General features: G+C 54.9%; 29 protein-coding genes. 14 read left to right on the top strand and 15 right to left on the bottom strand.

The annotated features are described in order from the left end of the window. Positions 1 to 7: 7 nt before the first annotated feature. The gene (locus G462_RS0114390; RefSeq protein ID WP_026959616.1) at positions 8 to 586 is read left to right on the top strand and encodes a DNA-3-methyladenine glycosylase I; all 579 of its coding nucleotides are present in this window, start codon (positions 8 to 10) and stop codon (positions 584 to 586) included. A gap of 666 nt (positions 587 to 1,252) precedes the next feature. Next, positions 1,253 to 2,215, top strand: a complete 963-nt coding sequence (locus G462_RS0114375) for an NADPH:quinone reductase (protein ID WP_026959615.1) — start codon at positions 1,253 to 1,255, stop codon at positions 2,213 to 2,215. A 71-nt stretch (positions 2,216 to 2,286) separates the two neighbouring features. Here the strand turns inward: G462_RS0114375 and acuI are convergent, their stop codons facing one another. The 3 genes from acuI to G462_RS0114360 all read right to left on the bottom strand — a co-directional run bounded on the left by acuI (position 2,287) and on the right by G462_RS0114360 (position 5,488). After that, complete coding sequence (gene acuI / locus G462_RS0114370; protein ID WP_026959614.1) at positions 2,287 to 3,270, bottom strand: acrylyl-CoA reductase (NADPH); 984 nt, start codon at positions 3,268 to 3,270, stop codon at positions 2,287 to 2,289. Between the two features lie 115 nt (positions 3,271 to 3,385). Continuing rightward, complete coding sequence (locus tag G462_RS0114365; RefSeq protein ID WP_026959613.1) at positions 3,386 to 4,327, bottom strand: LysR family transcriptional regulator; 942 nt, start codon at positions 4,325 to 4,327, stop codon at positions 3,386 to 3,388. Between the two features lie 87 nt (positions 4,328 to 4,414). After that, positions 4,415 to 5,488: a TRAP transporter substrate-binding protein gene (locus G462_RS0114360; RefSeq protein ID WP_026959612.1), complete on the bottom strand. Its 1,074-nt coding sequence runs from the start codon at positions 5,486 to 5,488 to the stop codon at positions 4,415 to 4,417. A gap of 273 nt (positions 5,489 to 5,761) precedes the next feature. On the opposite strand from G462_RS0114360, the gene G462_RS0114355 reads away from it, so the two are divergent. The 8 genes from G462_RS0114355 (at position 5,762) to leuA (ending at position 13,842) form a co-directional block, all read left to right on the top strand. Then, positions 5,762 to 7,723 carry an FAD-dependent oxidoreductase gene (locus G462_RS0114355; protein WP_157378629.1) on the top strand — a complete coding sequence of 654 codons (1,962 nt, stop codon included), beginning with the start codon at positions 5,762 to 5,764 and terminating at the stop codon, positions 7,721 to 7,723. A 10-nt stretch (positions 7,724 to 7,733) separates the two neighbouring features. Then, positions 7,734 to 9,077 (top strand): cytochrome c3 family protein, encoded by a 1,344-nt coding sequence (locus G462_RS0114350; RefSeq protein ID WP_026959610.1) that lies wholly within the window; start codon positions 7,734 to 7,736, stop codon positions 9,075 to 9,077. Further along, a complete protein-coding gene (locus tag G462_RS0114345) occupies positions 9,077 to 9,658 on the top strand; it encodes a Tll0287-like domain-containing protein (protein ID WP_026959609.1) in 582 nt (193 codons plus the stop codon). Before G462_RS0114350 ends, G462_RS0114345 begins: the two co-directional genes overlap by 1 nt. A gap of 4 nt (positions 9,659 to 9,662) precedes the next feature. Further along, positions 9,663 to 9,965, top strand: a complete 303-nt coding sequence (locus G462_RS0114340) for a c-type cytochrome (RefSeq protein ID WP_026959608.1) — start codon at positions 9,663 to 9,665, stop codon at positions 9,963 to 9,965. Positions 9,966 to 9,994: 29 nt separating this feature from the next. Further along, positions 9,995 to 10,351 carry a group I truncated hemoglobin gene (locus G462_RS0114335; protein WP_026959607.1) on the top strand — a complete coding sequence of 119 codons (357 nt, stop codon included), beginning with the start codon at positions 9,995 to 9,997 and terminating at the stop codon, positions 10,349 to 10,351. A 27-nt stretch (positions 10,352 to 10,378) separates the two neighbouring features. Beyond that, on the top strand, positions 10,379 to 11,317 hold the full coding sequence (locus tag G462_RS0114330; protein ID WP_026959606.1) for a 2Fe-2S iron-sulfur cluster-binding protein: 939 nt from the start codon (positions 10,379 to 10,381) through the stop codon (positions 11,315 to 11,317). Between the two features lie 118 nt (positions 11,318 to 11,435). After that, positions 11,436 to 11,972, top strand: coding sequence for a YfaZ family outer membrane protein (locus G462_RS0114325; protein ID WP_026959605.1), 537 nt, complete (start codon positions 11,436 to 11,438; stop codon positions 11,970 to 11,972). Positions 11,973 to 12,174: 202 nt separating this feature from the next. Further along, the gene (leuA, locus tag G462_RS0114320; protein ID WP_026959604.1) at positions 12,175 to 13,842 is read left to right on the top strand and encodes a 2-isopropylmalate synthase; all 1,668 of its coding nucleotides are present in this window, start codon (positions 12,175 to 12,177) and stop codon (positions 13,840 to 13,842) included. A 23-nt stretch (positions 13,843 to 13,865) separates the two neighbouring features. Here leuA and G462_RS22875 read toward each other — a convergent pair whose 3' ends face one another. The 4 genes from G462_RS22875 to G462_RS0114300 all read right to left on the bottom strand — a co-directional run bounded on the left by G462_RS22875 (position 13,866) and on the right by G462_RS0114300 (position 15,967). Beyond that, a complete protein-coding gene (locus G462_RS22875; protein WP_035477786.1) occupies positions 13,866 to 14,234 on the bottom strand; it encodes a sirohydrochlorin chelatase in 369 nt (122 codons plus the stop codon). Continuing rightward, positions 14,227 to 14,892, bottom strand: a complete 666-nt coding sequence (locus G462_RS0114310) for a Dph6-related ATP pyrophosphatase (protein WP_026959603.1) — start codon at positions 14,890 to 14,892, stop codon at positions 14,227 to 14,229. Before G462_RS0114310 ends, G462_RS22875 begins: the two co-directional genes overlap by 8 nt. 61 nt (positions 14,893 to 14,953) lie before the next feature. After that, the gene (gene hupA / locus G462_RS0114305) at positions 14,954 to 15,226 is read right to left on the bottom strand and encodes a nucleoid-associated protein HU-alpha (protein WP_026959602.1); all 273 of its coding nucleotides are present in this window, start codon (positions 15,224 to 15,226) and stop codon (positions 14,954 to 14,956) included. A 162-nt stretch (positions 15,227 to 15,388) separates the two neighbouring features. Next, positions 15,389 to 15,967 carry a DUF416 family protein gene (locus G462_RS0114300; RefSeq protein ID WP_026959601.1) on the bottom strand — a complete coding sequence of 193 codons (579 nt, stop codon included), beginning with the start codon at positions 15,965 to 15,967 and terminating at the stop codon, positions 15,389 to 15,391. A 101-nt stretch (positions 15,968 to 16,068) separates the two neighbouring features. Here G462_RS0114300 and G462_RS0114295 point away from each other — a divergent pair, with 101 nt between their 5' ends. Next, a complete protein-coding gene (locus G462_RS0114295) occupies positions 16,069 to 17,004 on the top strand; it encodes a D-2-hydroxyacid dehydrogenase (protein ID WP_035477784.1) in 936 nt (311 codons plus the stop codon). Here G462_RS0114295 and G462_RS0114290 read toward each other — a convergent pair whose 3' ends face one another. The 7 genes from G462_RS0114290 to nudC form a co-directional block, all read right to left on the bottom strand. Then, positions 17,005 to 17,241 (bottom strand): TIGR02922 family protein, encoded by a 237-nt coding sequence (locus G462_RS0114290; protein WP_026959599.1) that lies wholly within the window; start codon positions 17,239 to 17,241, stop codon positions 17,005 to 17,007. Positions 17,242 to 17,419: 178 nt separating this feature from the next. Next, on the bottom strand, positions 17,420 to 17,587 hold the full coding sequence (locus G462_RS24320) for a PLDc N-terminal domain-containing protein (protein WP_084405077.1): 168 nt from the start codon (positions 17,585 to 17,587) through the stop codon (positions 17,420 to 17,422). Between the two features lie 28 nt (positions 17,588 to 17,615). After that, the gene (locus tag G462_RS0114280) at positions 17,616 to 17,966 is read right to left on the bottom strand and encodes a hypothetical protein (protein WP_035477781.1); all 351 of its coding nucleotides are present in this window, start codon (positions 17,964 to 17,966) and stop codon (positions 17,616 to 17,618) included. A gap of 2 nt (positions 17,967 to 17,968) precedes the next feature. Next, positions 17,969 to 18,757 (bottom strand): sulfite exporter TauE/SafE family protein, encoded by a 789-nt coding sequence (locus G462_RS0114275; RefSeq protein ID WP_026959597.1) that lies wholly within the window; start codon positions 18,755 to 18,757, stop codon positions 17,969 to 17,971. A gap of 5 nt (positions 18,758 to 18,762) precedes the next feature. Continuing rightward, a complete protein-coding gene (locus G462_RS24525) occupies positions 18,763 to 18,903 on the bottom strand; it encodes a hypothetical protein (protein ID WP_157360314.1) in 141 nt (46 codons plus the stop codon). Positions 18,904 to 19,026: 123 nt separating this feature from the next. After that, positions 19,027 to 20,091, bottom strand: coding sequence for a uroporphyrinogen decarboxylase (gene hemE, locus G462_RS0114265; RefSeq protein ID WP_026959596.1), 1,065 nt, complete (start codon positions 20,089 to 20,091; stop codon positions 19,027 to 19,029). 224 nt (positions 20,092 to 20,315) lie between these two features. Continuing rightward, complete coding sequence (gene nudC, locus G462_RS0114260) at positions 20,316 to 21,086, bottom strand: NAD(+) diphosphatase (protein WP_026959595.1); 771 nt, start codon at positions 21,084 to 21,086, stop codon at positions 20,316 to 20,318. A gap of 219 nt (positions 21,087 to 21,305) precedes the next feature. Here nudC and G462_RS0114255 point away from each other — a divergent pair, with 219 nt between their 5' ends. Continuing rightward, positions 21,306 to 21,770, top strand: a complete 465-nt coding sequence (locus tag G462_RS0114255; RefSeq protein ID WP_026959594.1) for an Rsd/AlgQ family anti-sigma factor — start codon at positions 21,306 to 21,308, stop codon at positions 21,768 to 21,770. Between the two features lie 60 nt (positions 21,771 to 21,830). Here G462_RS0114255 and fkpA read toward each other — a convergent pair whose 3' ends face one another. Next, positions 21,831 to 22,586, bottom strand: a complete 756-nt coding sequence (gene fkpA, locus G462_RS0114250; RefSeq protein ID WP_026959593.1) for an FKBP-type peptidyl-prolyl cis-trans isomerase — start codon at positions 22,584 to 22,586, stop codon at positions 21,831 to 21,833. Between the two features lie 207 nt (positions 22,587 to 22,793). On the opposite strand from fkpA, the gene G462_RS0114245 reads away from it, so the two are divergent. After that, entirely contained in the window at positions 22,794 to 23,693 is a 900-nt protein-coding gene (locus tag G462_RS0114245) for a WD40 repeat domain-containing protein (RefSeq protein WP_245579576.1), read from the top strand. An 8-nt stretch (positions 23,694 to 23,701) separates the two neighbouring features. Then, the gene (locus tag G462_RS0114240; RefSeq protein ID WP_245579575.1) at positions 23,702 to 23,905 is read left to right on the top strand and encodes a SlyX family protein; all 204 of its coding nucleotides are present in this window, start codon (positions 23,702 to 23,704) and stop codon (positions 23,903 to 23,905) included. The last annotated feature ends 16 nt before the right edge of the window (positions 23,906 to 23,921 follow it).

Raw genomic sequence — 23,921 nt, 5'->3', positions numbered from 1 at the left:
ACCATGCATGGACGCTGAACCTATTCGCTGCCCTTGGTGTGGCAGCGATCCCCTCTATCAGGAATATCACGACACGGTATGGGGCCGACCGAATTTTGATAAGTATGATTTGTTCGCCAAGCTCTGTCTGGACGGCCAACAAGCCGGGCTGAGCTGGATTACCATTCTGCGTAAGCAGCAAAGTTACTACCTAGCCTACGCCGATTTCCAGCCCGAGAAGATTGCCCAGTTTAGCGAGCAGGATGTAGAACGGCTGTTGCAGGATCCCGGCGTGATCCGCAACCGCTTGAAGGTGCAGTCGATCATCAAGAACGCCAAAGGCTTTTTAGCACTGGAGGCACAAGGGATCGATTTCGGTGAGTATCTGTGGAGCTTTGTCGGCGGAAAGCCCATCGTCAATCAGTGGCAGAGCATGTCGCAGGTCCCAGCCGAAACCGCCGAGTCACAAGCGATGTCTAAGGCGCTAAAAAAAGCCGGCTTTAGTTTTGTCGGCCCCACCATTTGCTATGCATTTATGCAGGCAGTCGGGATGGTGAACGATCATTTGGTAGATTGCCACGTGTACGAGGCGTGCAAGCAGTCGTAAGTCGTACGACTAAAGTCTTTGATAAGAAAGTGCGCGGATGCGCCAGGGTTTGGTAATAGCCCCTCAGGATGAGGAAGCTGGGTGAGAGCGTTGTTTTTCGCCTGATCGGCGATTTTTCTCTCTCTGTCTTGGTGATAGTTGCTGTTTTAGATCCAGCGTGATCGGTTCTTGTTGCAGCAGTGCTTAGCGGTTACGTTGCTTAGCCAGCTCAGCTTCTGATTTTTTGTTGCTTACTTGGCGAAGGGCCATGGCAATCATAAATTCGTTATACATAATGTTATCTCCAGTTAAGTTAGTTTGGCTTCAGATTAGCGCTTAAGTTCTTGCAGACGCTCTTCTTCAGATTTTGCAGTGTTGATTTTGCTGAATGCGAAAAGTGCTAGTAGTTCGTACATAATGTTTTCCTCGTGTAATTTGATTACATTTTTATGTGAGTTGAATCTCGTTTCTCTGTCGAATTCATCTTACGGGTTTAATTATATGTGCGCTGCATCACTTTTTTATATTGTGATATTTCGTATTTACATTGCGATATTTATTTTTTGGTAGTTTTTTTTCAATTTGTGCAAATTGAAATCCCTTTCAAGCAGTCCGCTCCATTTTTAAGCACTTCAGCTAAGCTGTTAATTCGACGATTCAACCAGTTAAGGACGACAAGGATCACCTATGAAGGCAATGCAAAGCGAACGCTACGGTAGTCAGGGTGTACTTCAGTTACAGGACGTGGCCACGCCAGAGATTCAGGCTGATCAGGTATTGGTGCAGGTCATGGCAGCGGGAGTTAACCCCGTGGACACCTATATCGCAGCGGGCAGCAATAACTACAGCACCACCTTTCCCCACACTCCCGGCAAGGATGGCGCCGGTATCATTGCCGCCGTGGGTGAGCAGGTGCAGGGGTTTAGCCTTGGTCAACGCGTTTATCTGGCTGGATCAGTGAGCGGCACTAGCGCGGAATACTGTGTCTGCAACGCCGGCCAAGTTCATCCACTCCACGACAAGCTAAGCTTTGCGCAGGGCGCGTGTTTGGGCGTGCCCTACGCTACCGCTTGGCGCGCGCTATTTGTCCGGGCAAAGGTGCAAGCAGGCGAGAGCGTGTTGATCCACGGCGCTAGTGGCGCTGTCGGCATTGCAGCATTGCAGTTTGCCAAGGCCTACGGCTGCAAGGTCATTGCCACTGCGGGTTCAGAGCAAGGCGCCGAGCTGCTGCAGAGCCTGGGCGCCGATAGCGTACTTAACCACCACGATGAGTCACACTTTCAGGCCATTATTGACGCCGGCGGAGCGGATGTCATTTTGGAGATGCTGGCCAATATTAACCTGGGCAAGGATCTTCCTTGTTTAAACAAGGGGGGACGGGTGGTGGTGATTGGCAACCGGGGAACGGTGGAGATCAATCCGCGCGATCTAATGGCGCGCGATGCCGCGGTACTCGGGATGGCCTTAGCCAATGCCGACCCTGAGCAACTGCAGACGATCCACGCCGCCATCGCCGAGGGCATGGCCAGTGGTGTGGTTGAACCGATAATTGGCCAACGCTTTGCCTTAACCGAGTTGGAGCAAGCGCATGTGGCGGTACTTGAGTCCGGTGCCTGCGGCAATATCGTAGTAGAGGTGGCGCAGCCCTAACTGCAGTGCTCCAGCACTAAAAACAAAAAACGCTTGGCATGCCAAGCGTTTTTTAGATCCAAAGCGAGCTGCTAAGGCTTAATAATCACCCGGCCGGTTACCTGACCTTGGGTAATCGCTTCCGCCTGCTCAGCCACCTCGTCCAGGCTCACCTCTTTACATGCGCTCTGGTAATAGCTCTCGGGCAGCAGTGCTTGTAGCTGCTTCCACGCTTCGATGCGACGCTCACGTGGGCAAGAGACCGAGTCCACCCCTTGCAGGCGTACGTTACGCAAGATAAACGGCATTACTGTAGAAGGCAGTTTGAAGCTGGCCGCCAGGCCACAGGCCGCCACAGTGCCACCATAGTTGGTTTGCGCCAGAATGTTCGCCAGGATATCGCCACCAACGGTATCGACTGCGCCCGCCCAACGTTGCTTGTCTAGTGGTCGACCCGGCTCGCTCAGGGTTGCGCGATCCACTACCTCTGACGCGCCCAGCTCTTTTAACAGCTCGGCATTTTGCTCCACTCGACCGGTCAATGCCGCCACCTGATAGCCTAACTTGGCCAGCAGGGTGACCGCCACCGAGCCCACACCACCGCTGGCGCCAGTTACCAATACCGTGCCGCTCTCTGGGGTAACGCCGCCTTCTTGCAAGGCCAGTACACACAGCATGGCGGTCAGGCCAGCAGTGCCCACCATCATCGACTGGGCTTCGCTCATGCCATCGGTCAGCGGTACCAGCCAGTCACCTTTTACTTGGGCTTTCTCGGCCATGCCACCCCAGTGGCCTTCGCCCACACCCCAGCCGGTCAATACCACTTTGTCACCCACCTGATAGCGTGGGTCCTCTGATTGCTCAACACTGCCAACAAAATCGATCCCCGGTACCATTGGCCAAGAGCGCACGATCTTGCCCTTGCCGGTGATCGCGAGGCCGTCTTTAAAGTTCAGCGATGAGTAATCCACGGCAACCCGCACATCCCCTTCCGGCAGCTGGGCTTCATCTACTTGCTGAATCGATACCTTTGGTGCATGGCTATCAGACTGTTCTAGTACCAGAGCTTTAAACATGTTTTCCTCACTTGTTGTCACACCGTGTTAGCGTGTTTTGTTGGGGCAAATCCTAGTCGCCCGGCGCGAATGATTCAAATGAATAGTTATCAACAACAACATGCACCAAACGCATTTAAGCCAATCCCATCACTCGGATCCGCTCATCAATTAACTTACCGCACTCCTGAACCAAGAGATCTCTTAGCCAACTTTGCTCCGGGCTATGCTCCACCCGCGGATGCCACAGCAGCGAATAATCGAAGGGCTGAAACTCGAACGGTAGCGAGTGCACCTTCAACTGATAGCGCTCCGCCACCAAATACGCCAGATCGGCAGGTACGGTGATGATCAACGGCAGCTGTTCCAGTAGCGCTAATGCCGCCTCTAGGTGATAGGCTCGGATCACCACCCGCCGCTCCGGGTGATCGCTTAAGGCCTCATCGAGCAGTGCTTTGACCCCATCACTGATAGCGATTAAGGCATGCGGATAGCTCAGGTAATCCTGCAGGCTCATCGTGCTGTTGGCCAAGGGATGGCTCGGCGAGACCAAGCAAAACACACTCACCAGACCAAGCTTGGCAGACTGCAGCCCGGAATAAACTTGAGTGGGCCGACAGATCGCCATATCCGCCCCACCCGGCCCCAGCTGAGCCCGCAACGCCTCATGCTGAACCGGGGTAAACTCCAGCGCGATATTGGGCGCCTCCCGGTATACCCTCGGCAAGGCAAACGGCAAGATGGTTTGGGTGGCGTAGTCGGTGGCAGCAATGCTAAAGCGGCGATGGCAGGTCTGCGGCTGAAAGCTTTGCTCGCTGAGTAGCTCTCCAAGGCCTGACAATGGCCCTTGCAGCTGTTGCACCAGCTGCAGCGCACGCTCGGTGGGCACCAACTGATGCCCTTGGCGAATAAACAGCGGGTCGTCCAACAGCTGGCGCAGGCGCCCAAGCAGGCGACTGGTGGCCGACTGACTTAACTTCAGCCGCAGCGCCGCTCGGTTGACCGAGCGCTCCTCCAGTAATATAACCAAGGCGACCAACAGGTTGAGGTCGTGCCGATACAGCGACTCGAGATCCATATCACTCCATATCTAAGACTGACAAAACAGGCTTACCTTACACCGCTTTCGTGCTGTTTTCGCACACTCAATGTTAATTGAGGTTGACTACAGATCCTTGGTGGTCTCCAGATAGCCATAGTCAGAGATCAAGGTATAGGCGCGCGCCTTCTCCAGATACTGCTGCTGCGACTCAATGATCCGCTTCGCTAAGGGGTCATTCGCCGCGTGCTCGGCCAGTAAGGCATCGTTGGCCTGTTTAAGCGCCACCAGCACCTCGGGTGGGAAGCTGCGTACCTGAATGTCTGGGAACTGTTCGCGCATCTGACTCCAATTCTCGGTAGACATGGCCGTGGCTTGCACGTACATGTCAAAGGCGCTCACCCGCATGGCGGTAATCAAGATCGCTTGAAGATCCTCAGGCAGGGTGTCGAACTTAGCGCGATTGACTAAAAACATATTCTCCGAGCCGGGCTCGTGCCAGCCGGTGTAGTAGAACTTGGCAATCTTATGGAAGCCCATGCGCAGGTCCATGGAAGGCCCCACCCACTCCAAGGCATCAATGGTGTTGCGCTCCAAGGCCATATACAGCTCGGCCGGCGGAATGTTCACCGGCGTCGCGCCCACCTCAGCCAGTACCTCACCGGCAAAACCGGGGATACGCATCTTCAGGTTCTGTAAGTCCTCGACGCTGGTGATCTCTTCGCGGAACCAGCCGCCCATCTGCACCCCAGTATTGCCGCCGGGGAAAGTCAGCAGGCCATGGGGGGCGTACACTTCCTGCATCAACTCCTTGCCACCGCCATAGTAGTACCAGGCGTGCTGCTCCATCGCCGTCATGCCAAAGGGCATGGTGGTGAAGTACAGGGTGTTAGGCACCTTGCCCTTGTAGTAGTAGCTGGCGCTATGCCCGAGATCGTACTGGCCACTTTTGACCAGATCGAAGATCCCCAGTGGCGCCTTATGTTTGTTGGCCGAATCCACCTTTATCTGCAGCCGGCCACCCGACATCTGTTCGGCCATCTGAGCAAAGCGCTGCACGCTATCATCGAGTAGCGGCAGTTTACTGGGCCAAGTTTCGGCTAGGCGAAGCTGATAGGTTTTGGCGCTAAGGCCGAAGCTGCAGATAAGGCAAAACAGGCTTGCAAGCAGGGTCTGCTTGCGCAGGGAACGTAGGATCATAAACCTTCCTTGGTAGGGTACATTTTTAACATCTTGTTTTTGTGACTTATTCAGCCTAGCAAAAACATTGGTCTCCCCCCAATGAGGCTTTAGCAGCATTTACTGCACCAAAGTAATCCTTGGTTTTTATAGGGTTATATTCGTTGTGGGTATTTACGATCGACGCTCAAGCCAGCAATCACAAGCATTTGAGATTTTTATCACATTTTTGGCACTGCATTTGCGTGAGCGCAGTTAACCATACGCACTGCGTTAGCTGCTCAAGGAAGAACAGTGATAACCCAAGCAAGGATGGAGCAGGCCCCGAAGATCGTGATCATCGGGGCTGGCCCGGCGGGCTTTCGTGCCGCCGAAGAGATACTGACACGCCAACCCGATGCCACACTCAGTTTGATTGGCAATGAGAGCAGTTATAACCGCGTACAACTCTCGGCATTATTGGCCCACGAGGTCGGCGTCGAACAGATCTTCTATCAGCCGCTGGGTGGCGAGCGGCACCCCAACTTTCAGCATATCCAAGCCCATATCGTCGAGGTTGACCGCAGCCTCAACCGGCTCACCGATCAGCAAGGCCAACACTATCACTATGACAAACTCATTCTGGCCACTGGCGCCAAGCCGCATGTCCCGCAAATCAACGGCACCGATCTCGACGGCGTACTGGTGTTTCGCAGCTTGCGTGATACCGAGCGGCTACAAGCGCGCTTAGCTCGCGCCCGGCATATCGCCGTGGTCGGCGGCGGCTTACTCGGCCTGGAAGCAGCGCGCGCGCTTCGGCGCAACAACACCCAAGTCACCATCATCCAGCAAGGGCCGTGGCTGATGAATCGTCAGCTCGATCACAAAGCCGCCGCGCGCCTGAGGGCAAGCGTGGAGGCCTTGGGGATCACGGTTATCGAGAATGCTGGGGTGCGCGAGATCAGTGGCCTCGGCCGGGTTGAGCAGGTACACCTGCACCGCCAGCAACATCTCGAGGTGGATACCGTGGTGCTGTGCAGCGGCATCCGTATCAACCATCAGCTGGCCAAGCAGGCCCTGCTGAAGGTGGCCAAAGGGATCTTGGTGGATCGCCAGCTGACCACCAGCGATCCGGATATCTTTGCCATCGGCGAGTGCTGTGAGTTTGAAGGCCAGTGCTTTGGCTTGGTGGAGCCGGGCTTAGAGCAAGCAGCCATCGTGGCCGACACGCTGGCAGGAGGCTCAGCCGAGTACCGAGGCTCTCTCAATGTCAGCCGCCTAAAGGTGGTAGGCGAGCAGGTCTGCAGTATCGGTGATATCCATAGCGCTGCGGCATCGACGCTAGCCAAAGTGCTGACCTTTGAAGACAGCGAGCACTATCGCAAGGTGGTGCTGCACAACGGGCGGATCACCGCCGCCATCGGCATCGGCGAGTGGCCGGAGTTCCGCCAGATCCGCGAAGCAATACTAGAGCAACGTCCGCTGCGTTGGTGGCAAGGGCTGCGCTTTGCCAATCACGGTCGCTTATGGCCAGAGCAACAAGACAGCCCGCAGAATTGGCCCGAGCAAGCGCTGATCTGTCAGTGCAACCGGGTATCGCGCGGCCAATTAAGTACTGCCATCAGCGCGGGCGCTTGCAGCATCGAGCAGCTGCAACAGCAAACACAAGCAGCCACCGTGTGCGGCAGCTGCAAGCCGCTGCTCACTCAACTGCTTACCCCAGACAATCAAGCCGCCAGATTGGAAAAGGAGCAAGGCTCCAACACCTTGACGCTCTCCAGCCTGCTGGCTTGCTGTATCGCACTGCTGATACTGCTGGTGCCCGGACTGCAACCGCCCGAGTCGGTGCAACAGAGCTGGCGCTTGGACAAGATCTGGAACGATGGCTTCTACAAGCAAGTCAGCGGCTTCACCCTACTCGGGCTGACCGTGCTAGGGCTTGGCCTGTCGCTACGCAAGCGCTTCAAGTTCAAACTGCCCGGCGACTTTAACTACTGGCGACTCGCCCACGGCCTGATTGGGGTTGTCTGTGTCACCCTCTTGGTCGCCCATACCGGGCTACATCTGGGCAGCAACCTGAATCGCTTTCTGGTACTGAACTTTTTAGCGGTATTATTGCTGGGCTCTTTGACCGGGTTAAGCGTTGCTCAATCCCACCAGCTACCGCTACGCCAAGCGAAGGGCCTGCGCCAATGGTGGAGCTGGCTACATATCTTGATTAGCTGGCCACTGCCAATCCTGTTGGCGGTGCATGTGCTTAGCGTGTACTACTTCTGAGGAACCAAACGTGAAACGAACCCTTTGGTTGCTCTGGTCAGCCATATCGATTGCTATTGCCAGTTACTACGCCTGGAGCCTGGTCGGCCCCAAGCCAGAGGCCCGGCAGGCCTTTATTGTCGGGGCCGCGAGTCACGGTCACTACCAGATAGAACTCGCTTGCGAGAGCTGCCACAGCTCGGCCTTTGGTGGGCAGGAAGTGCTGCAAGATGCTTGTATGTCTTGTCACGGGGCTGAGCTAGAGGCCGCTCATGACTCGCACCCGAAATCGAAGTTTACTGACCCGCGCAATGCCGATCGGCTGGCGATTATCGATGCCCGCTACTGCAGCTCTTGCCACCTGGAGCACCAACAAGAGCAAACCTTGAGCATGGGCCTGACCTTACCGGCCGATTTCTGTTTTGAGTGCCATCAAGATATTGCCGAAGAGCGCCCCAGCCATCAGGATCTCGCCTTCGACAGCTGTGCCAGCGCCGGCTGCCATAACTACCACGATAACCGGGCCTTGTATCAAGACTTCCTGATTAAACATGCTGGCGAGCCGGCACTTCTCAGCAACCCCAGCCTGCCGATTACCAACCACGCCAGTTTGATGGCCGCCAATATGGCAGCCTTCGCACCAAGCTTGAACGATGCTCAGATGATGGAGCGCCACCCAGAGCATACTGCCGACTGGCTGGCCAGCGCGCATGCCAACGCCGAGGTTAGCTGCAGTGCCTGTCACCAGCCAGAGCCGGAAACCACGTGGCAAGAGAAACCCGAGATGCGAGTCTGTGCCAACTGCCACCAGCAAGAGCAGCAGGGCTTCTTCGCCGGCAAGCATGGCATGCGCCTTAAGGCGGGCTTAAGCCCCATGACCCCCGCCCAATCCAGCTTAGACTTTCACGCCGAGGCGGCTGACAGCGAACTGAGCTGTGGCAGCTGCCATGAAGTACATCGCCAAGACCGCCAAGCGGCTGCCGTAGAGGCCTGTTTGGATTGCCATAATGACTCTCACAGCCAGCACTTTCTCGACTCGCCCCATGGCCAGTTGTGGCTGCAAGCACAGGCGGGCGAGATCCCACTCGAACAAGCGGTCAGCTGCGCCAGCTGCCACCTACCGCGCATCGAGCAAAAGCGTAATGGGCAGATGATTGTCAGCGTTCAGCACAACCAAAACGATAATCTGCGACCCAACGAGAAGATGATCCGGCCGGTCTGCAGCCAGTGCCATGGTGTCGGCTTTGCCATCGACGCCTTGGCAGACCCCCAGCTAATCCGCAACAACTTCAGCACACAGCCCAGCAAGCATGTGGTATCGATAGATTGGGCGCTTGGAGACTTTCCAAAACACACAATAAAGGATGATGAGTAATGGAGTACCAAACACGACGCCTGGGGCTAACTGCCCTCGCTCTTGCCGGTTGCCTGAGTATCGTTGCCTGTGGCGATGAAACGGTCGGTATCGAGCCCAAGATCTACACCGACTCACTGTTTGCAGTGATGAAATCCGACCGCACCAACTACACCAAGTTGGTGGTCAAGCGCCTTGGCCCAGCGGGCGCCGGGGTGATTAGCCCAGACGAGCACTGGAAGGATCTGGAAGATGGCACCCCACTGCCCGCTCAGATGTTCCGCGCTGGCGCCGAAGGGGTGGCAGAGCTGACCGATGATTTCACCTACTCATTGCAGTCACTGTGGCCAGTGAACAGCCAGAACGCGCCGCGCACCGAGATGGAGAAAGAGGGGCTACAGTTCATCTCAGACAACCCCGGTGAGAACTTCTATGGCACCGAGTCGCTGGGTGGGGTGGACTACTTCACAGCAGTCTACCCAGACGTGGCGGTGTCCGATGCCTGTTCGAACTGCCATAACGAACACCCCGACTCGCCCAAAACCGACTTTAAGGTGGGTGAGGTGATGGGCGGTGTGGTGATCCGAGTGCCACTGGGATAGGCCTATGAGACTTGTCAGCCTAAGCGTGCTGGCCGGCGCGCTCATCGCTTGCAGCGATGACGCGCTAGAACAGGCCGCCGTCGACTACCAACAGAACTGCAAAGCCTGCCATGCCCAAGGGATCAGCGGAGCCCCGATTGTCGGCAATAGTAAGATGTGGCAGAGCAGACAACAGCAAGGTCTTGAGACGCTTGCCCAACATGCCATCGAGGGTTACGGCTTGATGCCCGCCCGTGGCGGCAGCCAGCTCAATGACCAGCAGATCGAGCAAGTGATTCGCTATATGCTGAAGCAACTTCCCGACTGATAACGACTACTAAGTACAAGGAGCAGAGTATGACATCACTATTTGAACAACTAGGCGGCCAGGAAGCCGTCGATGCCGCCGTCGATATCTTCTATCGCAAGGTATTGATGGATGATCGGATCAGCCATTTCTTCGATACCGTGGATATGGACAACCAAGCGAAGAAGCAAAAGGCCTTCCTGACCATGGCCTTTGGCGGCCCTAATGGCTACACCGGTAAGGATATGCGTGAGGCCCATAAGCACATGAACCTTACCGAGGAGCACTATATCGCGGTGGTGGAGAACCTGGCAGCCACCCTCACCGAGCTCGGTGTTAGCGAGGAGAAGATCGGTGAAGTGGCAGCCATCGCCGACACTGTCAAAGACGACGTATTAAACCGTTAAGCAAACCGGCACCAGGAGGGATCCAGCATGGCTCACATCTACTACCAGCAACACGCCCACGAAAGCCAGCAAGATGAGAGCGTACTGGATACCCTGCTGCGCCACGGCCATGGCATCGACCATGGCTGTCGCAGTGGCCAATGCCAAAGCTGTCTGATGCAGGTGGTAGAAGGGGAGATCCCGGCCAAGGCCCAGCAAGGGCTTAGCCCGCAGCAAAAGCAGCTCGGTTATGTGCTCAGCTGCCAGTGCCCAAGCGATGCAGGGCTTCACGTAATGCCCGCTGAACAACCCAGCGCACACTATTCAGTAACCGTGCTGGGCAAGCAGCAGCTCTCGCAACAAGTGCTGGGCTTAAGCCTTAGCCGCCCCTTCGATTATCAAGCCGGCCAGTTTATCAACCTGCACGCCAACGACTGCACCCGTAGCTATTCACTGGCCAGCAGCCCCGGCCAGCATCAGCATCTAGAGCTGCAGATCAAAACCCTTGCCGACGGCCTGCTCAGCCCTTATCTGTTGGAACAGTTGCAGGTGGGCGATCAAATCACCGTCACTGGCCCCTTTGGCGAATGCAGCTATAACCCGCAAGCCCCAGAGCAAGACTTGCTGCTGGTCGGCATAGGCACCGGCGCCTCGCCACTTTATGGGATCTTGCGTGAAGCGTTAAGCCAACAACACCAAGGCCACATCGATATCGTACTGGGGGCGCGCCAACAGCAAGATATCTATCTGCATGACTATTTAAGCGCTCTTAGCCAGCAGTACCCGCAGCTCAGCTATCACCCCTGCAGTCAACAAGATGGTGAGGATATCTACCGCTATGTCACGCAACAGCTCAACGACCTGGCATCTAAGGAGCTGTTTATCTGCGGCGCCGACAGCTTCGTGCAAAAGATGCGAAAGCAATGCTTCTTGGCAGGAGCTGCTATGAATCGCATCCACTGCGATCGCTTCACTGCCGCGAGATGAAACTGGGCAATTATTGCCCGATCCCCCATTGTTAGGTTATTATCCCCAAATCTAACGATTTAGCGGCTTGTTATGCTGCGATAAATCGATAACCCCATATAATTATTTAGAGGTACCCATGTTTAAACGCGCTCTGATGATCGCCGGCGCCGTTGCTCTGTCTGGCGCGGCGAATGCTTCACAACTTAGCCTTGAGTTGAACAACCGCTCGGTTGCTACCGGTCTTGTGGCTCAGCTTGGGCCTAACGCGCAGTTTTTCGCTGATTACACCTACAACGAACGTCACGGCAACCTAATCAATGCCGGGCTACGCGCGATCAAAACCGTAGATCAGCACAACTTTGGTGTGGGCATGAAGTACGTTGGTCTGGATGCCCGGCACGGCGACAACGCCAATGGCGCAGCCTTTGGTGTGAACTACTCAACCTTCATCGCACCGAAAGTAAGCGTTGCCACCAGCGCGCACTACGCACCGTCAGTGTTGCTAAGCAGCAGCATCGACAGCTACTACGATTGGGACGTAAAAGCCTCTTACGCGATGATGGACAACCTGGACCTGTACACCGGTTACAAGCTAAGCCGCTTCAACTACGAGCGCGCCGATCATCTTAAGTTCGACAACCGCGTTTATCTGGGTGCTCGCTTCCGCTTCTAAGCCGCAGCCACCGCCCAATAGCCAGGCCATAGCGCCTGGCTTTTTTATAGCAACGCAACAATTGCTCGATTAGTGGCGATAGCGAGAGAGTTATTGCACATATAATCGGCATATGCGCTATCTTTGCACACAATAGCCCCTTCTTGCTTCTTATAATTTCAATCATCACTACTAAACGACGTTGAAATATAGGGAACGCTCCATGTCACAGTTCAACCACGGCAAATATCGCCCTTTTCCTCAGGTGCAGATCGCTCAGCGGACTTGGCCGGAAAAGCAAATCGAGCAAGCACCGCGCTGGTGTAGCGTTGATCTTCGCGATGGCAACCAGGCACTGATCGAACCGATGTCTGTGGAGCAAAAACAACGACTGTTTAAGCTGTTGGTTAAACTGGGCTTTAAAGAGATTGAAGTCGGTTTTCCAGCCGCTTCCAAGCCGGACTACGACTTTGTTCGCTGGTTGATTGAAGAGCAGCAGATCCCCGAAGATGTCACCATTCAAGTGCTGGTGCAGGCGCGTGAAGCCTTGATCGACAAAACCTTTGAGTCACTCAAGGGCTGCAAGCAGGCGATCGTCCACCTGTATAACTCTACCTCGCCGGTGCAGCGCAACAAGGTGTTCGGCTTAGACCAAGACGGGATCATCGACATCGCCCTACAAGGCGCGCGTTGGATCAAGCAGCACGCCGAGGCCAACCCCGATACCGATTGGCAGTTCCAGTATTCGCCCGAGAGCTTTACCGGCACTGAGTTAGAGTTTGCAGTAGCCATCTGTAATGCGGTAGTGGCTGAGTGGCAAGGCCTGTCGGCCCATCCGACCATTTTGAACCTGCCCGCGACCGTGGAGATGTCGACGCCCAACGTCTACGCCGATCAGATTGAATGGTTCTGCCAGCACATCGCTCAACGCGAGCAAGTGGTTATCAGCCAGCACACCCATAACGACCGGGGCTGTGGCATTGCCGCCGCCGAGTTGGGGCTGTTAGCCGGTGCTGACCGGGTAGAAGGCACCTTGCTGGGTAACGGCGAGCGTACCGGCAACATGGACATCGTCACTATGGCGATGAACTTGTACAGCCAGGGCATCGACCCGCAGCTTGAGTTAGCCAACGTGGATGAGATTGTTCAGGTGGTAGAAGATTGCACCCAGCTGAAGGTTCACCCTCGCCACCCTTACGTGGGCGAGCTGGTGTTCACTGCTTTCTCTGGCAGCCATCAGGACGCCATCAAGAAATGTCTCGATCAGCAAAGCAGCGATGCCCATTGGGATGTGGCCTACCTGCCCATCGACCCAACTGATCTGGGGCGCGATTACCAAGAGGTAATCCGCATCAACAGCCAGAGTGGTAAGGGTGGTGTTGCCTATATCTTAGAGCGCGACTACGGCATCAAGCTGCCGCGTTGGGCACTGATCGAATTCAGCCAACAGGTGCAGGCTGATGCCGAAGACAGTGGCGAGGAGATCAACTCCGAGCGGATCTGGCAGCTGTTCCGCAAACACTACCTGCAAGCGGGCCACTACAGCTTGGAGCAGTTCGATGTGGTGCAGCGCGACGACCAGCACCAGCTTAAAGCGGTGATCAAAGAAGCCGGGCAGCAAACCCTGGTGCATGGCCAAGGCGAAGGGGCACTGGATGCCTTGCATCAAGGGCTACGTCTGCAGTTGGGCTGGGAGATTGAGATTACCGATTACCGCGAACATGCGCTAAGCCGCGGCGTAAAAGCGCTGGCGGTGTGTTACATCGAGGCGAGAATAGAAGGCAAGCGCTATCTGGGTGTGGCCATCGATACCGACATCCTCAGCGCCAGCCTGCGCGCCTGCATCAGTGCGGTGAACCAGGCTCAACACGTACTGGCGATATCGGCCTAGCCAATTATTTGCGAGCGGGTTGGCTATAGCTGACCCGCAATAAACCCCGCCAAACCCGGCATGCCACCCAAGTGGCTAACGCTGTGAACCTCAAGGTCTGGAAAACGCAGCTTAGCCTGCTCGGTTAAGCACGGCAGATCGTTGACCACGTGGGTACCGGCCGCAAGGAAATGTGGATAGAACACCAACTCGCGACAGCCTTGGGCATACAGCTTCTCTATTGCGCTGGGTACCAGCGGCTCCGCCAGCTCCAGAAACGCGGCTTCAACGAGAGCCACATCACTGCTCTGCTGTTTTAGCTGCTGCGCCAGAGACTCTGCCAGCCCCAGCACCTCTTGATTTGACTGCGCTCTGCGGCTGCCATGAGCCACCACCAGTAAAGCCTTAGTCATTCTCCACCACCCGGTAACGCTGCATATGAAATCGTCCTTGTGTATCAATATCGGCTAATTCGATCGCAATCGCCCGGTCAAAGCAAGGCGCATTCAGCACCAGAGAGTGAAACTCACCTTCCTCACCGCACAAGTCCACGCCTTTAGGCAGCGCCTCGAGCAAGGCCTTGCTGTAGTAGCGGCCGAGGAACTCATCCCCTAAGCGCTCACTGTCGACGCACATCAGCACGGTATCGACGCCACGCGCTAGCAAATCATTGGCCAGCGACTCACTGGACTCCGCTAACAAGGGAAACAAACACTGCCATCCGGCTGCCTCTACATAGGCTTGGCGGTACTCGGCGATGCCGTTACAGTAGATATCGCCAAAGGCGAGGCTATCGAACTCGATGCCGCTATTTGCCAGACCTTCCACCACCAAGCGTTGGTAGACCTCATTGGCAGGAAACACCTCGGGAAGGGCGATCGTAATCAGTGGCAAACCACAGCGTTTCGCCTGTAACTCAGCCACTTCAATCGGAGTACCCTGAAACGGCACATAACGATCAACATGGGTAGTGAATAGGCCAACAACGTGAATATCGTCGCGCTCTAATAGGCGCAATAAGGTAAGGGTGGCGTCTTTTCCAGACGACCAACTAACAACAACCCGGCGCACGGGAATCCTTGTTTTTAGGGAGAGGGTATTGAAAGGCCCTCATTACGAGGGCCTGGCGAGATTATTTTACAGCGTCTTTAAGCGCTTTACCGGCTACGAAAGCTGGTACGTTGGCAGCAGCGATTTGAATTTCTGCGCCAGTTTGTGGGTTACGGCCAGTGCGAGCTGCACGGTGGTTAACTTTAAAAGTACCGAAACCAATTAGCTGAACTTGATCGCCTTCTTTAAGTGCATCACTGATAGCAGTCAGAGTCGTTTCAAGGGCGGCTTTAGCTTGTGCTTTAGAAAGGTCAGCCTTCTCAGCAATAGCGTCAATCAGCTCAGTTTTGTTCATAAGTAATAAATCCTTTATGTCAGTATTAAATTAGCCGCATCCACTTTAAGAGAAAAAAAATAGCGGCGCAAAGTATTTTTTGGCCTTGAGCCCTTATTTGGCGCGGCTTTAACCAATTTATGGGCGAAAAGTCACAAATTGGCCGCATATCGTTAAGCCCGACTAATCAAGGCTGATACCAAGGTTGCTAACGCCTTGATTGAGAGCAAAATTCCGCAATTCCTTTAAGTTATCCAAATTATCAACTAGGAGCTCTAGATCATCCAGTAATTGACGCTGAAAAGCCTGCTCTTCCAGCACCAGTTCTTCGTCGAGTAATTTGCTCTCATCCTGTTCCTCGCGCAGCAGCGACAGAAAGCCCAATACTGCCCCCATCGAGGTTTGGCTTGCCTGCTCCGCTTCCTCACCGGTGGCTTCCGATAAGCTGGCAAACAGACACTCGGCCACCACACAGCAATCCAACGCAGGGTAAACACCATAGCTGTCGAACTGCTCAGGATCGGGGATCAGCTCCTGAAAACGCTCTTGGTGAACCGGCGCATTGAACTTGGTTTTCGGGTAGAGCAAGGCTTCCCAAAACAGACGCAGGTACTTATCAAAGCCTTCAGCGCCAGCAAACTCGGTAGATTCGCAGAACAATAGGTAGTTCGGACTCATCCGCTGCAAGATAGCAACACAAAACAAACTCTGCTGCCGTTTGCTGAGTTGAGAGAGGCGTTCAAGGAACGTGTCGTCAAGCATAGTAACTCCAAGGGTGTATCGTGGGGGGCTCTCGACAGCATCAAGACTAGACCGTAATATCCTGTTCAACCAGCGGACAGGGAGAAGAGGGAGAACCAAATATGTGCAAGGTGGCTATTGTAAGCGAGTTTGCCGCAGATTATCACCAGCATCTGGCGCCGCATTTCCCCACACTACAGTGGCAGCTTGCTCTGTCGCCCGAGCAACTCTCATTGGAGGGGGTGAACGCCGAGGTTTTACTGGCCGCTCCGCAAGATGCTGCTCAACTGGTCGCCAAGATGCCCAAGCTGCGGTGGTGCCACTCCACCTTCGCCGGCGTCGATGCGCTATTGGCCCCTTCGCTCCCCCGCCACTACCAGCTGACCAACAGCCGTGGCAGTTTTGGCCCACTGATGAGCGAGTATGTGTTCTCCCACCTACTCGCCCATTTTCAGCAGCATCATCACTACGCAGCGGCCCAGCGGCAAGCGAAGTGGCAACCACTAGGCGGGCGCAGCCTGCAAGGACTGACGCTGTTTACCCTCGGCAGCGGTAGTATCGCTCAGCATCTGGCGGGCACTGCGCGGCATTTTGGTATGCGCAGCTTTGCGCTTAGTGCCAGTGGCAGCGCGCGCCCTCACTTTGAACAGGTATTTCGTTTTGAAGACCAGCTCGAACAGCTGGCTAAGGCCGACATCGTAGTCGCGGTGCTGCCTCACACCCAACACACTGACAAGTTGATCGACCAGCGCGTGTTTGATGCGCTACCCAAGCATGCTTGGTTTTTTAACGTCGGGCGCGGCGCAACGGTTGAGCAGCAAGCCATGCTCAACTTTGCAAAAGCCAACCCGCAAGCGCGGCTAACCTTGGATGTGTTTGAACATGAACCGTTAGCGGAAGACTCCCCGCTGTGGACGCAGGAAAACATCACCATTACCCCGCATATTGCCGCCCCTAGCCGGGTAGCCGATATCGCAGGGCTATTTCAGCGCAACCTTCAGCGTTACTTAACAAATGAAGCATTGGAGCATGTGGTGGAGTTTGACCGGGGGTATTGATCAGGTGGGGTCTTGGTAAGAAACTTGGTCATCTAAGTCGAAGGCATTGAACGCCCGATCGCCTAGCGAGTTGAGCACCCGCACTTCGCCTTCCAATATGGCGATGATGATTTTGCCGAGCTTTTCACCAACCGGAATGATAACCCGTCCCTGTTCGCTCATCTTCAAGCCCGACAGTACCTGCTGTTGCAGCAGTAATGGGTTTTGCTCATCGTAATACAGCATGGTTACTTTCATTTCACATCCTTGTGTTCGGTCGGCCTAACTCAGCCACAGTGGACTGCCAACAGGGCCGCCTATCGGCCCGGCTCAGTTCAGCCTTCCAGTAAACTTAGCATAATGTTTGGTTGATACCAGCTAATTTCACTGAGTTTCAGAGCTTGCTCCTGAAACCCGTCTATTGAGTTATTAACGATTAAACTTTCGGCCCTTTAAACAGCCACAGCAGCGCGCCTAGCAGCGGCAATAAGCAGATCAAAAACACCCACAGGTACTTACGGCCAATCTCGGCGCTGCTGCGCAGGGTTTTGTAGATCGCGATAAAGTTCACGGTAAGAATCAGCATTCCTAACCAAAGAGACATGCAACTTCCTTAATAATTTCTTGTAGTGTTATTCCAGATCGATGGCGCGTTTGAGTGTGCGTAGCTGGCGCTCTCTAGCCTCCAGCTCAGGCGCATCCCGCAGTTGCTGGTATTGGGCAATCATCAGTAACTCGTGATCCAGCCAGGCCCTGACAAACACCCCATAGCGAGTGTCCAGGCCATACTCAATCAACTCGCTGTAATCGTAGTCAGGCTGCTCACTGTACAAGGCCAGCTTAGCGGCCACCAGCGACTCGCCCAAGCCTGCCACTTCAGGGTAGCCGTTGCGCACCTCGGCATCCGGCTGGGTATTTTGGCAAGCCAGCAAGGTGAAGGTCAATAAGCTACAGACTAACGCTCGCTGTCGTATTAATCGCATTGCTATCCTCGCAGCATGTTCAAAAACATTACCAGCAAGAATATCGAAAAGCCGATGCGAAGGCGACGTGGCGGGATACGATTCGCCAAATTCGCCCCAAACCCGGTAAACCACCAGCTCGCCAACACGATGCCAGCGAGTGCCGGTAGATAAACATAACCCAGGCTGCCAGCGGGGAGTTGCGGGTTATCCCAGCCATGCGCCACATAGGTGAGCGCGCCAATCAGTCCAATCGGCACGCCACAGCCCGATGAGATAGCCACCGCCCGTTGTGGGGTGCGCCCCATAATGGTCATCAGCGGTACGGTAAGGGTGCCACCACCGACCCCGAACAGCGCCGACATAAAGCCAATACCGCAGCCAGCCGAAGTCAGAGCAAGCTTGCCCGGTTGCCAGTTGCCACTTCCGGGCTTCCAGCCACTGGCCATATACACGGCAATCACCAAAATAAAGCCACTGAAGACGCGTCGTAGTAGCTCACTGTCCATCGCTGCAGCCACCGAGCCACCCAGTATGGTACCGAGCAGGATACCCACTAATAGCCGCAGTACTGTGCCGATATCCAGATTACCAAGCTGCCAATGGCGCCAACTGGCGCTGGCGGAGTTAAACACGATCGCCGATAAGGAGGTGCCTAAGGCCAGGTGCATATGCACGCTCGGCGCAACGCCGAGTACCTCAAAACTGGCCAGGAACACTGGGATCAGCACCAAGCCGCCGCCCACGCCAAATAGGCCAGAGAGAAACCCGGATATGGCACCGGCCAACAAGTAGATAGCAATGACTAGCATCAGAACTAGGAGCTCGACTGATAGGTACTAATGGACTGACGAAGGAAGCCACGGTCATCGGCCTCGCCGAATTCGCGGATCTTACTGGTTGCAATGGCTAAGACTAACAGCACTGCGATTACGCCCCATTGAAGGTGGCTGAACATGGTTTAAGTCTCCTCTGTTACGGCTACTGCCTAACACTTCATCCGTAAAGAGAAATACCGATAGGAAGCCAGATATAATTCCGGCTTCCTAGTTTTATGCCATACCTTAAACCAGATCAACAACTATTTGTGATATTTTTTGCTCAAAATGTGCACTGACTCAATAAAAGCTCCGGCGTGCTCTGGGTTCACATCCGGGTGGATACCGTGACCCAGATTAAACACATGGCCGCTGCCTTCGCCATATTTCGCCAGCAGGGCGTCCACTTCCTGCTCGATCCGTGGGATCGGTGCATACAGCATGCTCGGGTCCATATTGCCCTGCAGCGCCACCTTATCGCCGACCCGACGACGGGCATCATCAAGGTTAGTGGTCCAATCCAGTCCCAGCGCATCACAGCCGGTCGCCGCGATATGCTCCAACCACTGGCCGCCGTTCTTGGTAAACAGCGTCACTGGTACCCGCCGGCCATCGGCTTCGCGGGTCAGGCCCGATACGATTTTCTGCATATAGCGCAGCGAGAACTCGAGATAGTCGCGCTCGCTTAGCACTCCGCCCCAGGTATCGAAGATCATCAACGATTGCGCCCCAGCGGCAACCTGGGCATTCAGGTAACTGGTGACCGAGTCGGCCAGTTTATCCAGCAGCTGATGCATCACCTGTGGCTGGGAAAAGGCCATCGCCTTGATCTTGGAAAATGACTTGGTCGTTCCGCCCTCGACCATATAGGTAGCCAGTGTCCACGGGCTACCAGAAAAGCCAATCAGCGGCACCTCGCCTTTTAACTCGCGGCGAATGGTGCGCACCGCGTCCATCACATAGCCCAGCTCGCCTTCGGGATCGGGGATCGGCAGCTGCTCAACCTGCTTGGCACTCTCGATGGGGCGCTCAAAACGTGGCCCTTCGCCAGCAGAAAAGTACAGACCCAAGCCCATTGCATCAGGAATGGTCAGAATATCGGAGAACAGGATTGCAGCATCTAGCGGAAAACGGCGCAGTGGCTGTAGCGTCACCTCACAAGCCAGCTCGGGATTGCGGCAAAGACTCATAAAGTCGCCCGCTTGAGAGCGCACCTCACGGTACTCCGGAAGGTAGCGCCCGGCTTGACGCATCATCCACACTGGGGTGTAGTCAACGGGCTGCTTAAGTAGCGCGCGAAGATAGCTGTCGTTTTTCAGCTCAGTCATGAATTCCTTGATTCCTATTCCTCTTACCGCCCTTTTGAGCAGTAAATCGTCTATCGTTACGACTAACTTAGAAGCCAGTCACAAATTTTGCCCCCAGAGAAAGCAAGTGTTTGCTGCCCCTTGGCGCATTTGATACAAATTCCAGCGCTCTCCGCCCGCTTTACAAGAAGGCAGTAATAAGAGCCCAATCTGTTTCTGGCCCGCCGGTTTACCGACGGGCCTTTTTATTTGCCCTCTCGCCAGCGCTCAATCATGGCCCGGGCAATGGTGCCATGGGGTGGCAAGTCCGGCAGCTTATCGCGCTTAAACCAACGCGCATCTAATAGCTCGCGACGGTCGGCCTGAATATCCCCGTCCTGATACTCAGCAAAATACGCCGCCATCAACGAATGGGGAAAGGCCCAAGGCTGGCTCTTCCAATACCGCAGCTTGTGGCAGCGGATCCCGGTCTCTTCTCCCACCTCACGCACCACTGCATTTTCTAAGGTCTCACCGGCTTCGACAAAGCCTGCCACCGCGGTATAGAAGCCGTGTTTATGGCGACGATGGCTGGCTAGCAGTACCTCATCACCTTTGGTGACCAGCACGATGATGCTGGGGGAGATCCGCGGGTAGGCACGAAAACCACACTCTGGGCAGGCCACCGCCAGCTCCCAATCGACCCGCTGCATGGGCTCGGCGCAACGCCCGCAAAAGCGGTGAGTATTCAGAAACAGCTCAATCTGCTGGGCCCGTCCAACCAAGTCAAACAGACCCGGTTCCAAACGGAACATCGACTCACGCAGTGTTAGCCACTCGCCGATCCCCATATCGATGGGCTCAGCCAGTTCCATCCGCCGGCAGGGCTCGCCTTGATACTCGGCAAACTCTTCTGCAGTATCGAAATCCAACGCTGGAAATGGTAGCTCGTGCACCTCACCAAAGGGCAGGCCTTGCCCTTGTGGAATCACTAACACCTTGTCACCACAGGTAAAAAACCACCAACCGAATCCCAAAGCTGAACCTCCCTTAACAATCTGGGTCGCCACCTGCAACACAGGATGCGTGATAGGTAACAAGAGTGCAACTATTGACATCATATCGAGTTAGCCTCAAAGCGCCGCAGAAAGCGCTTAAACTCAAAGTTATCGGGAAATTAGACCAAATAGCAGTTGACCCCTGTGCGCTTTTTATTTACTTATTAGAGGTAAAGAAGACGGTTGAGGATGCCGCTTATGTTAACCCGATTAGAGCAAGCCAAAGCCAAATGGGGCGGGGCCAGTCAAGCAATTGATAACTGGTTAGAAGCCCGCAAGACACTACTTATCTCTTACTGCGAGATTGCCGGATTACCGCCTTATGAGTCGGCGGACCGTGGCCTTCCAGAAAATGACAAAATAGTCAGTTTTTGTGAGCAACTGGTTGATTACGCCTCAACCGGCCATTTTGAGGTCTATGACCAGATCGCCGAGCGTTGCGAAGCGGGTAGTAGCGAAGCCTTAATCTCAAAAATCACTGCCACCACCGATACTGCGCTAGCCTTCAATGACCGCTATGCCGAGGTGGATGACCAAGAGCTAGAGCTAGCCAACCTGGACCGAGACCTGTCGGCGCTCGGACAAACCATGGAAGAGCGCTTCGCCATCGAAGACAAGCTACTCGACGCCCTCTACCAGCAGGCCCAACAAACTAGCGAATAAGCAGTTTTCACCCATAAAAAAAGCGATGCCAAGGCATCGCTTTTTTGTTGCGAGATCCGCTTACTCAGGCTGAGTTTCGGCAACCGCTTCGGCTTTTTCGAACTCAAGCAGTTCTACTTCGAATACCAATACCGAGTTTGGTGGGATAGAACCTGCACCCATCTCACCGTAACCCAGCTCAGACGGGATGTAGAACTTGTACTTAGAGCCCACAGACATCAGCTGTACGCCTTCGGTCCAACCAGGGATTACGCGGTTCAGCGGGAAGCTGGTAGGTTCGCCACGGGCGATTGAGCTATCAAATTCGGTGCCATCTAGCAGGCTGCCCACGTAGTGTACGGTCACCATGTCTTCTGCCGCTGGCTTATCGCCCTTGGCGGCGGTCAGTACTTCGTATTGCAGGCCAGACTCGGTCACGCTCACTTCTTCACGCTCGGCGTTTTCAGTAAGGAACTTCTCGTTCTCGGCAAGCATTGCAGCTGCTTCTTCAGCCGCTTTCTCTTGAGCCAAACCTGCCAGGGTTGCGTCCAGAGCTTGTAGCGCTTCTTGCATCTCTTGTTCAGACATTGCAACTTCGCCATCCAAACCATCTTGCATACCGCGTAGTACCAACGCGTTATCTAACTCCAGGCCAAGTTCTTGTTGCTGTTCCAGAGAGCGACCGATGTAACGGGAAACTGAAGCACCAATAGCATAGGCTTGTTGCTGCTCAGGCGTATCCAAACTTACCGGCTTCACTTCTTCTTGGGCTTGCTGCTGACAACCCGCCAGTGCAATAGATGCGGCCAATAGTGAAAACGCGAAATACTTTTTCATTCAATTTCTCCATTTTGGGATGAAACCTGGGGAGAACCCCAAGTCTTATGTAAGTGAATGACTTACAATGAAAGACTTATACTAACCGTATTTAGTCACCACAAACTAGCAAGAGTTCTCACGAATATGAGATTGTTGAGTCGTTTTTTATTAATCTCGTGCAGCTTTTTCCTAATTAGCGCCTGCACCGGCGAGCAAAAACCCCTAGTGCAATGGCAGCCCGCCAAAGACGGCGCCTATGCCGCCGATATCTCCGACAATGGCAAACTGGCACTAATTTCCGATATTAGCCGTGGGCTGAGCTTGTGGGACCTTGAGCAGCAAGCACCGATCCATCGCTGGGATCTCGGCGATGAGTTCGACGATCAGGTGTTTATCACCAAGTTTGCCGAAGGACATAACTTTGCCATTGCCGCCAGCCGCGACGCCTTCGGTATCTGGGATGTAAACAGCGGCGACCCCATCGGCTACTGGCTGATCAGCGACTCCAGCATTCGTGATGTCGCCCTCTCCAAAGGGGCGCGTTACGTGTTATTGGGCATGGGGGATGGCAAGGTCATCCACCTCGACCTGCGCACTGGCCGCCGACTCGAGTTTCAGGGTCACAGCGAACGCATCAATGCGGTGGCGATGTCGGCCAATGGCCGTTTTGCCCTCACCGGCGGCAACGACCACCAAGCCTTGCTGTGGGATACCCAGAGCGCGCAGATCATCCAACGCTTTCCCCATCAAGGCCGCATCTCCATGGTCGCACTGGCACCAGAGGGTAACCTGGCATTTACCGCAGACAGCGGCGATCAAGCCAAGCTGTGGCGTATTCCCTCAGGCGAGCAACACAGCAAGCTAAAATTCACCGCCCGCCAGAATATCTTCTCTCATGTTCGCTTTGTTAACGAGGGCCAGTGGTTACTGACCGGTTCGGCCGCCCGTAAACTTAGTCTGTGGCACGTCGACAGCGGCCAACCACTACAACACTGGAAGGTCAAGCCAAGCCAGAATGCCGGGCCGCAAAGCGCGGTGGTGTATAGCGCCAATCTGCTTGACAAGCAGGGGGTGGTGAGCGCAAGCTCCTCGGGTTTTGTAGAAGTGTGGCCAATCGAGCAATGAGTGAACAAATGCAGCGTCAAATCGAAGAACTGGAAACCAAGCTGGCCTTCCAGGAAGATACCATTGAGCAGCTAAATCAGGCCCTGCAGAGCCAACAGCTGCAGCTGGATATCGTGCAGCAGCAGCTCAAGCTGTTGGCGGCGAAGATCCGCGAAGGCGGCTCCAGCCCGGTGGCTTCACAAAGCGAAGAGACCCCACCGCCGCATTACTAGTACACCTTTGAGGGCG

The organism is Aliagarivorans taiwanensis DSM 22990, from assembly GCF_000429505.1.
In the GTDB taxonomy this organism is placed as follows: domain Bacteria; phylum Pseudomonadota; class Gammaproteobacteria; order Enterobacterales; family Celerinatantimonadaceae; genus Aliagarivorans; species Aliagarivorans taiwanensis.
The sequence above is the reverse complement of the archived record's forward strand: the minus strand, read 5'-3'. Positions and strand labels throughout refer to the sequence as shown.